10 protein-coding genes are annotated in these 8,961 nt (G+C 64.5%); 5 read left to right on the top strand and 5 right to left on the bottom strand.

The window, feature by feature from the left end; genetic code table 11:
- The first annotated feature begins 3 nt into the window (after positions 1–3).
- The 5 genes from ABDW57_RS20440 to ABDW57_RS20420 are packed head-to-tail and all read left to right on the top strand — an operon-like array spanning position 4 to position 3,048.
- Positions 4–1,098 carry a sigma-54 dependent transcriptional regulator gene (locus tag ABDW57_RS20440; RefSeq protein WP_343732021.1) on the top strand — a complete coding sequence of 365 codons (1,095 nt, stop codon included), beginning with the start codon at positions 4–6 and terminating at the stop codon, positions 1,096–1,098.
- A 19-nt stretch (positions 1,099–1,117) separates the two neighbouring features.
- Positions 1,118–1,525: a rhodanese-like domain-containing protein gene (locus tag ABDW57_RS20435; RefSeq protein WP_343732020.1), complete on the top strand. Its 408-nt coding sequence runs from the start codon at positions 1,118–1,120 to the stop codon at positions 1,523–1,525.
- Positions 1,522–2,010 carry a DUF6644 family protein gene (locus ABDW57_RS20430; RefSeq protein WP_343732019.1) on the top strand — a complete coding sequence of 163 codons (489 nt, stop codon included), beginning with the start codon at positions 1,522–1,524 and terminating at the stop codon, positions 2,008–2,010. Before ABDW57_RS20435 ends, ABDW57_RS20430 begins: the two co-directional genes overlap by 4 nt.
- 4 nt (positions 2,011–2,014) lie before the next feature.
- The gene (locus tag ABDW57_RS20425; RefSeq protein WP_343732018.1) at positions 2,015–2,488 is read left to right on the top strand and encodes a DUF6644 family protein; all 474 of its coding nucleotides are present in this window, start codon (positions 2,015–2,017) and stop codon (positions 2,486–2,488) included.
- Positions 2,485–3,048: a hypothetical protein gene (locus ABDW57_RS20420; protein WP_343732017.1), complete on the top strand. Its 564-nt coding sequence runs from the start codon at positions 2,485–2,487 to the stop codon at positions 3,046–3,048. Before ABDW57_RS20425 ends, ABDW57_RS20420 begins: the two co-directional genes overlap by 4 nt.
- Here the strand turns inward: ABDW57_RS20420 and ABDW57_RS20415 are convergent.
- From ABDW57_RS20415 to ABDW57_RS20395, 5 genes are read right to left on the bottom strand one after another with little or no spacing between them, the layout of a single operon-like run.
- Entirely contained in the window at positions 3,038–4,162 is a 1,125-nt protein-coding gene (locus tag ABDW57_RS20415) for an amidohydrolase family protein (protein WP_343732016.1), read from the bottom strand. The genes ABDW57_RS20420 and ABDW57_RS20415 overlap by 11 nt on opposite strands.
- 11 nt (positions 4,163–4,173) lie before the next feature.
- Complete coding sequence (locus ABDW57_RS20410) at positions 4,174–6,708, bottom strand: TonB-dependent receptor (protein ID WP_343732015.1); 2,535 nt, start codon at positions 6,706–6,708, stop codon at positions 4,174–4,176.
- A gap of 10 nt (positions 6,709–6,718) precedes the next feature.
- On the bottom strand, positions 6,719–7,651 hold the full coding sequence (locus tag ABDW57_RS20405; RefSeq protein ID WP_343732014.1) for a hypothetical protein: 933 nt from the start codon (positions 7,649–7,651) through the stop codon (positions 6,719–6,721).
- The gene (locus ABDW57_RS20400; RefSeq protein WP_343732013.1) at positions 7,648–8,424 is read right to left on the bottom strand and encodes a hypothetical protein; all 777 of its coding nucleotides are present in this window, start codon (positions 8,422–8,424) and stop codon (positions 7,648–7,650) included. The genes ABDW57_RS20405 and ABDW57_RS20400 overlap by 4 nt, the downstream gene beginning before the upstream one ends.
- Positions 8,421–8,846, bottom strand: coding sequence for a DUF6152 family protein (locus ABDW57_RS20395; RefSeq protein WP_343732012.1), 426 nt, complete (start codon positions 8,844–8,846; stop codon positions 8,421–8,423). The genes ABDW57_RS20400 and ABDW57_RS20395 overlap by 4 nt, the downstream gene beginning before the upstream one ends.
- Positions 8,847–8,961 lie beyond the last annotated feature (115 nt).

The raw sequence follows: 8,961 nt of genomic DNA, 5'->3' as shown, positions 1-8,961 counted from the left end.
ACGATGGATAAACTACTAACCTTTCCCGATCAGGCGGCGATGGTCTTGTCGATCCGCGCCAAGGCCATGCTGTTCCATGATCCGCGTTCGTCCGCGTTGCTGCAACAGGTGGAGCGCATCGCCCGTAGCGATGCCACCACGCTCATCATCGGCGAGACCGGCACCGGCAAGGAATTGATCGCGCGCCACATTCACGAGCAAAGCGGACGGCGCGGGCCATTCGTGGCGGTCAACTGCGGCGCCTTCAGCGAAACCTTGATCGACGCCGAGCTGTTCGGTCACGAGGCCGGTGCCTTCACCGGCGCCACCCAGGCGCGCTCGGGCTGGTTTGAAGCGGCCAATGGCGGCACGCTGTTCCTCGACGAGATAGGCGATTTGTCGCTGGCCTTGCAGGTCAAGCTGCTGCGCGTGCTGCAGGAGCGGCAGGTCGTGCGGCTGGGCGCACGTCAGCCGATACCGCTGAATGTGCGGCTGGTGGCAGCCACCAACGTCGATCTGCACAAGGCCATCGAGGCGGGCCGTTTTCGCTCGGACCTGTACTACCGGCTGGGCGTGGCATCGGTGCAACTGCCGCCGCTGAGCGAGCGTGCCGGCGACATCCTGCCGCTGGCACGCCACTTCATTGGCGTCTACAGCGGCAAGCTGCACCGCAACAACGTGACCTTGTCGCCGCAGGCCAGCGCGGCGCTGCTGTCCTATGAATGGCCGGGCAATATCCGCGAGCTGGAGAATGTCATCCACTTCGCGCTGATCGTCTGCAGTGGCGATGTGATCCAGGCGGAAGACTTGAAACTGACCGGTATCTCGCATCGCCATCAGCATCTGCAAGCGGCCAGCGACGCCTTGCCCGCCGGCGGCAGCTTCCAGCAGCAGCTGGCCGCGCTGTTCAGCCGCATGATCGAGGCAGACCAGCCCGACCTGGCGGAAAACGTGGAAGAAATCCTGGTGCGCACCGCCTTCAACGCCAGCAACCGCAATCAGGTGCATGCCGCGCGCGTGCTGGGCGTCAGCCGCAACATCCTGCGCACGCAATTGAAGCGTTTCGGCCTGATCGGCTTTGACGCCGGCCGTGAAGCCGGCAGCGAACTATTGCAGTAACCATCTTGAGAGAGCCAATATGAGAAAAACAGCCATCCTCGCGCTGGGCCTGATCGCCAGCCTTTCCGCCCATGCACAGCAGGCATGGGACCACGCCGTCAAACAACTGCCGCGCGCCGAAGTGGATGCGCTGCTGGCGCAGCCGGATCAGGTGCTGGTGCTGGACGTGCGACGCCCGGACGAGGTGACCGCCAAGGGCAGCTTCCCGGTCTACCTGAGCATCCAGGCCAAGGACGTGGAACAGCAGCTGGCCTATATTCCGAAAGACCGCACCATCATCACCGTCTCCAACCATGCGCACCGTGCCGGCGCGGTCGGTGATCTGCTGGCGGCCAAAGGCTACAAGGTGGCTGGCGCCACCGGATCGGAAGACTATGAAGCGCAGGGCGGGACCATCACCCGCATTGCCGCACCGGTGAAGCCATGACCTTGTTTGATATTTTTCACGCCATTCAGGAAACCGAGAGCAGCACCGCGCTGCGCGAATCGCTGTATGCGTTTCCGCTGCTGGAAGCGCTGCACCTGCTGGGCCTTGCGCTGTCTTTCGGTCTGATCCTGCTGACCGACCTGCGCCTGACCGGTTTGCTGTTGAAACGCATTCCGTTGGCTGATCTGCTGGACCAGCTGCGCTACTACATCTTCGGCGGCTTTGCGCTGACCTTCATCACCGGCGGCCTGCTGTTCTGGGCGGAAGCGGAGACCTTGTACAGCAACCTGCCGTTCTGGCTCAAGGTTGGCTGCATGGTGATCGCCTGCCTGAATGCGCTGTACTTTGAAAGCAGATGGGGTCATCGAGCGGCGCAGTGGGCCAATCAGGCCGTTCTGCCGGCGGGCGCCGCGCGTGCCGGCTGGATCTCGCTCAGCTTCTGGACCCTCGCTACCATTTTTGGCCGTTCCATTCCTTATTACTGATCCTATGAGTGTCGTCAATTTTCTCGGATGGCTGCAAGACAGCTATCCCATCGCGCAACTGCGCGCTGCCAACCATCTGGTGATCGAGGTCACTGAAGTGCTGCATGTGCTCGGGCTGGTCACATTCCTGGCGGCGCTGCTGCTGGTGAACCTGCGCCTGCTGAACATCGGCTTGCGGCGGCAGTCCTCGCCGCTGGTGGCCAGTGCCGCTGCGCCACTGGTGTGGGGCGGCCTGACACTGACGGTGTTGACTGGCACCATCCTGTTCCTCTCCGGGCCGGTGCGCTATTTCTGCAACAGCGCGTTCGTGCCGAAGATGGTGTTGCTGGCGCTTGCTCTGCTGGTGCAATTCACGCTGTACCGCAAGGTTACACGAACCGAGCGGCCCAAGCCGCTGTTTGCCGGCGCCAGCGCGGTGTTGTCGCTGTCCTTATGGTTCAGCGTGGGCTTGTTTGGCCGTGCGATTGGATACGTATGAAGCCGCGGTACCTGTCTTTGCTGTTGCTGGCCGCGTGCAGCCAGCCTGCGCCTTCCGAATTCCGGCCCGATGCTTCGATCCAGGAGTTGATGGCGTCGGTGGTCGATCCGGCCGCCGACGCGCTGTGGGAAGCGGTCAGCAGCGAGACCACCGCCCAAGGCGTGGTCGAGCATCAGCCGCGCACGGATGCGGAATGGCTGGCGGTGCGTCATCATGCGGTCACGCTGGCCGAGGCGGCCAACCTGCTGCTGATTGAAGGCCGCAAGGTCAGCCACACCAACCAGCTGGAGGATGCCCATGTGGCCGGCATCCTGACGGCGGCCGAAGTGCAAAAGAAAATCGATGCGGACCGCCAGCTGTTTGCCGAGCGTGCGCATGATCTGCAACTGGCGGCGCGCGAAGCGCTGGCCGCGATCGATGCCAGACATCCGCAGCGTTTGCTGGTGGCGGGGGAAAAGATCGATGCGGCCTGTGAGCGCTGCCACATCACGTACTGGTATCCGAACGCGGAGCAGCCGAAATGGCCTGCTCCGCTCAAGCAGGCCGCCGCTACACCGTGATGCCCTTGCGGGCCAGCAGCTGGCGGCTGTTGTCGATGTAGATTTGCTGACGCTGTTGCGGCGTCAGCACTTTGTCCAGCGTGGCCAGACCGGGGCCGGAATCGCCGCGGTCGCCACCGCCGACACCGTAATCGGTGCCAAACAAAATCCGATCCGCCCCCAGCTTGCTGATCGCCAGCTTGACCCACTCGCCGTTGCGTGAATACGGGCCAGGATCAAGGTAGATACGGCGCAGCCGCGCCAGCGGATCGGCCACGCCGGCCTTGTGCGCCGCCGGCACCACGGTATCGATCAGATACGGCAGGAAGCCGCCCAGCATGATCACCTGCACCGACACGTCCGGATACGGATCGAGGAAATCGGTCAGCCCCAGCGTGATCGCGCCGTTGGCCAGGTGCGCATTGCTGATGACGCTCCAGCGCGCGTACCCGGTATCGGTTGGCGTCATAAGCGGCGGCTGACCCGGCACCAGCGCGTTGGCCGGCGCGCGGTGGATGAAGAAGTGGCTGCCCAGTTTCTGGCCTTGCGCGAACAAGGGCGCCAGCGTGCGCGCGCCTTCCAGCGTGGCGAAGGCGTTCAGCGGCAGCGAGCCGCCGATCAGACCCAATTCCTGATGCGCGCGCAGCAGCTCCTGTGCCGCCCATTGCGGATCGGCGGCCGGCAACGCCGTCACCGCCAGGAAGTGGTCCGGATGGCGCCTGACCACGCTGGCCAGTTCGTCGTTGACGGCGCGGAAGAGGGGGCGCAGCTCCGCCAGCGGCAGCGTGGCGTCGAAGCCCAGTGCCACTGTGTGCGTCAGCAACTGGCGGCGGATGCCCAGCTTGTCGATGTGGCGGATGCGCGCATCGATATCGGACGCGCTGAACGGTGACGGCTTGCCGGCGGCGAAAGACACGGTAGTCAGGTTCTCCATCAGGCTGACGCCATCCGGGCCGTCAAACACGCGCGGCGCAGCCGTGCGCTCGCGCAGGAATTCGATCTCGGCGTTGGTGACGAAGTGCGCATGCCAGTCCACCAGCACGCGCGGCCTGGGCGCCGCGGCAGCCGGCACGCCAGCCGCCAGGGCCAGCGCGCCGATGCCGGCGCTGCGCAAGAACTGACGACGATCCTGCATCAGCGCTGCTTTCACAGCTTGTAGCTCACGCCGGCGTACACAAAGCGGCCGGACGCGCCGTTCGGCGCAATGAACGAATACGGATTGATGCCGCTGGCGCGGTTGGCCTGCAGGTATTTATCCGGATAGCGGTTGAACGCATTCTGCACATTCAGATCCACCTTCCAGCGCTTGCTGATGGCATACACCACGCCAAAGTCCACATACGTCTCCGGCGAGAACACCTGATCCACATTGCCGTTGGCCGCCGCCACGCCGGCCACATCGCCAACGTTGTAGCGGTAGCGGCCGTAGCGCGTCACGGTGCTGTCCACCGTCCAGTCGCCCACGTTGTAGCGTGCGCCGAGCACGATCTTGTTCTTCGGCGTGCCGGTTTCGGCGTCGCGCACCTTGGCGTTGCCGACTGCCAGGATCGACGCGCCGCCGATGGTCACATAGCGCTGCACATTCGATACGCTGGTGTTGATCAGGCTGGCCGCCGCGCTCAGTTCCAGCTGGCCTGCGCCGGTGCTGACGTGACGCTTGCCGATCACGTCGATGCCGTCGGTGCGGCTATCCCAGCCGTTGGTGTAGTACGACGCCTGCGTGAAGCCCGGCAGGCCGGCCGCCGTGAAGGCCGCCGTCACGGTTGCGCCCTGCAGCGTCTCGGTGGCGATGATCACATCGCGCACTTTCAGGCGATAGGCATCCACCGTCAGCGAGCTGACCGCATCCGGACGCCACACCGCGCCCAGCGACAGCGTACGTGATTTTTCCGGCTCCAGCGGGCGCGCGCCGAAAGCGGCGCCGGCGGGATCGTCCGGGCGGAACTGGCGCGTCTGGCCTGGCGTCAGCGCGCCGGTGCCGGAGTTGGACCAGTTGCTGGTGGTGCCGGTATTCTGGAAGCCGATCGCCGCCAGGCTCGGCGCGTGAAAGCCGGAGCTGATGGTGCCGCGCAGGCCAATTGCCGGCGTGAAGTCGTAGCGGCTGGTCAGCTTGTAGTTGCTGGTGCTGCCGAAGTCCGAGTAATGCTCGTAGCGGCCAGTGGCGCCGACCAGCCATTTCGCATTCACGCGTGCATCAAAGCCGGCATAGCCGCCCACCACGTTGCGGGTGATCTCGCTGGCGTCCTGCGGCTTGATGCCGGAAGTGGATGAACCGCTGACCGGAATGCGCGTGGTATCGGTGGCGTAAGGCGTGCCGGGATACAGCGAACCGACCGTCCTGCCGGCCAGCGGGCCGCCGGTGTAGCCGTCGGGGTCGCCCAGGTCGCCGGTGCGCCAGCGCTCGTGGCGGCCCAGGATGCCGGCAGTGATGCTCAGGCCATCTTCCAGTCCGCTGACCGGGATGTTGTTGAGGTAATCGGCGGTCAGGCTGGTGGAATCGCTCTTCCACGAGCCGAGATAGAAGTGCGTCTTGCTGTTGGCGCCGTAGGACGGGTTGGCGGTGTTGTAGGTGTCGCGCGCGGTTTCGTTGGCGCCATAGCTGAGCGCCACATCGAACTTGCCGGCGCTGCCGGCGTCGAAGCGCACGCCGCCCGCTGCTGCGGCGTCCTTGGCGTGGTACTTCATCCAGGGCTGGTAGCCATTCGGGTACAACCCCAGTACGTCGTTCTCGCCCAGCTTGGTGCCGTCGGTGACGGTGGTGTTGCTGGTGATGGCTTTCACCACGCGTTCAGGGTTGACCCAGTTATTGGCCGACTTGTCCGAGTAGTTGACCCAGCCATAAGCCACGGTTTTGGCGTTGAGCGACAGTTCGGCGTTGATCAAGCCGCTCCAGTTGTCGCGTGAGGACTGGCCCCATTGGCCGTATTTTTTATTGAAGCTGCTGTTGCGCGGGTCGCCGTTGGGGAACAGCTGGCGCCAGTCCGCTTCGCTGCGGTCGACGTTGGTGTTCTTCAGACGGTCGATGCTGAAGTTGACGAAGCCGTCCTGGCCCAGCTTGACGCCGGTCCAGCCATTGATGGCGGTGGTGTGGCCGCCGCCGTCGCTGTAGCCGCCGCCATGCGCGTTCAGTTCGCCGCCGCTGCCGTTCTCGCGCAGGACGATGTTGATCACGCCGGCAATCGCGTCCGAGCCGTATTGGGCAGCGGCGCCGTCGCGCAGCACCTCGATGCGCTGCACCGCGCTGATCGGAATGGTGTTGAGGTCGACCACGGTGGCGGCCGGCCACGGATCGGTGCCGGACAGCTGGGCCGAGGTGTTACGGCGCTTGCCGTTCACCAGCACCAGCGTGAAGGCCGGACTGACGCCGCGCAGCGACGCCGAGCGCACGCCCTGGCCTTTCACCGCGTTCTGGCCCTGCGGGAAGTTGAACGATGGGTGCAGGCGCGACAACGCCTGGTTCAGGCTGACGGCGCCGGTTTCTTTCAACTGCTGCGGCGTGATGACGTCGATCGGCGAAGAGCTGGTCAACACGGTGGCGTCATGACGGCTGGAGCCCAGCACGACGATACTGTCGATGATGCTGGTGGTGGCGGCGTCGCCCACAATGGTGGCGGCGCTATCCTGGGCCTGGACGCTGCCGAAGGCTAACGTCAGCAGCGTGGCGATGGTGGTGCGTTTCATGGTTCTTTCCCTAGCGTTTGACGGCGACGCGCGCGAAGCCGATATTGTTTTCAGTGCAGATGCGTTCGTCCCGCTCGATCACGGTCTGGTTGCCGGATTTGTTTTCCGCTACTTCGTAATGCCAGCCATCCACCGCGTCTTTCGCGGTGCGGCGCTTGGCCGGGATGGTGGCGCTCCATGGCCGGGTGTAGACGGTGGGATCGTCAAACGTGGCGACGTAGTTGTAGCGCTTGCCGTCCGGCGAGAAGATGTAGCGCTCGGTGATGTGGACGTTCTCGCTGGCGAATTCGCCGGTGCGGCCGAACAGGGCTTTGCTGTTGTTGTTGGTGACGTCCACCACCAGCGTGTTGCCTTCCCAGCGGCCACGCGAGTCGGCGTTCCACAGCTTGATGTTGGCCGGCAGGTGCGGCTTGCCGTCGAGATGGATGATGCGGGTGCCGGAGTTGAACAGGAACACCACATAACCGGGATACTGGCGAATTTCGTAACCGTGCCAGATGAAGGACTTGGGCACGCCGGCCGGCGCGCAGCGCGCCAGCGGCTCGATGTATTGCGGCTGGGTCGGATTGTGGAAGTTTTTCAGGAAGTCTTCCTGCGCCGCCTTGGCCCAGGGCTGGAACGGCACCTGGCCATCGGCCGGATCGGTGACGCGGCTCGGTGCGCGCTCGGCACGCGGGCCAAGCGGCTTGCGCGGCGGCGCCGGATCGCCCGGGATGCCGCCTTGCGGATCGGTCCAGTTGTTATGGTTGGCGACGGTGTTGGACCAGTGGCCCTCGACGTCCGGCTGGCCGTCGGCCAGGCGCTTGCCGGTCCATTTGCCCGAGGCGATTTGTTCGTAGGTCGGTTCGAAGCTGATGCGGTCGGTGGTGGCCAGCGGCTTGGCGGTTTGTGCGTGGACCGGCAGCGTCAACAGGGCTGCCAGCAGGCTTGCGGTGGTTTTCATTGGGCTCCCGGTGGCGTGGCGGCAGGTGGTTGCGGCGGGTAGTACTGTTCGTAATCGAGCGTGAAGCGGTAGTCCTCGATCAGCTGGAAGTTTTTTTCGCGGTGGCGGTGCAGGATCACGCTGATGTCCCATGGCTTGCTGAACACTTCCGGATCTTCCAGCCGTGCGCTGTATTCGATGGTGTTAGCGTCCAGGTACTTCCAGCGCTCGATCACATGCAGCGACTCGCTGTGGAAATTGCCGGCACGGTCCAGCCAGGTTTCGTCGTTGAAGTCCTTGACGTCCACCACCAGCGTGTCGCCCTCCCACTTGCCGCGCGAATCGCCCAGCCAGAACTGGTTGCGGTCGCCGCCCGGATGGAGGGTGTTGTTGGTATGGATGGTGCGTACCGAGTGGCCGAACTGATGCACCAGCGTCAGATCGCGCTGGCGCTGGAAGATCTGGAACGGTTCCGGATAGTAGATCCCGCGCGGCACGCCGAGGGTCCAGCCTTTCAGGCGCGGATCATCCCTGTCGCGGTTGGCGAAGTTCTTTTTCTTTTGCTCCAGCGCGGCCGGCAGGTAAGGGATTTCGTTGCCGATCACGATGCCGGCGCTCGGCGGCGCGTCCTTGCGGGCGGCGTGCGGTTCGAGGTCGTATTCGGCAGCGCTGGTGGTTTGCCAGATGCCGGAGAAGTCCGGCTTGCCGTTGGACAGGCGCGGGATTTTGTCGGCGGCGATGGTGTGGCTGGCCACGAAGGCCAGCAGGGCGAATGCGAGCAGCTTGCGGGTCATGGACGCGGCGCCTCGGTGGTTGGGGCATCCTGCGCGCCGCCGGTCTGGATCACGCGGCCATCGGCCAGGGTGACGTAGACGCTGTAGCCGAACGGTTCGCCGTTCTTGGAGCGGAAGCCGCGGATGCGCACCGGCTGGCCGACTTTGAGGTCGCTTTTGCTCAGGCCCTTGTTGGCCAGCGAGTTGGGCGCGCCGAATTCCACGCCCCAGTTGGTGACGGTGCCGTCCGGGCCGGTCACGTCGAAGTACAGCCAGCTGTGGGGATTGACCCATTTGGCTTTGGTGATGACGCCTTGCAGGTCGAGCGGCTGTTTGGCGTCGAATTCGGCGGCAAAGGCGTGGTGCGCTTGCGCGGCGGGGGTTCCCAGCAGGATGGCGCCAAGGGTGGCGACTGCTGCCAGGCGCGGCAGGGATGCGTTCATGTTGATTCTCCAGAAAGTGGTACTTGCATGCTGATTGCAAGCGGTATGCCAGTCGCTGGAATGGACGCAAGCCCTTGTTTTCACGGGACTATTTGGAAATGGCGGCGGCCTGCTG

Source organism: Duganella sp., assembly GCF_039595735.1.
Lineage (GTDB): Bacteria > Pseudomonadota > Gammaproteobacteria > Burkholderiales > Burkholderiaceae_D > Rugamonas.
Note: the sequence above shows the minus strand (reverse complement) of the source record. Positions and strands in the feature narration are given on the sequence as shown.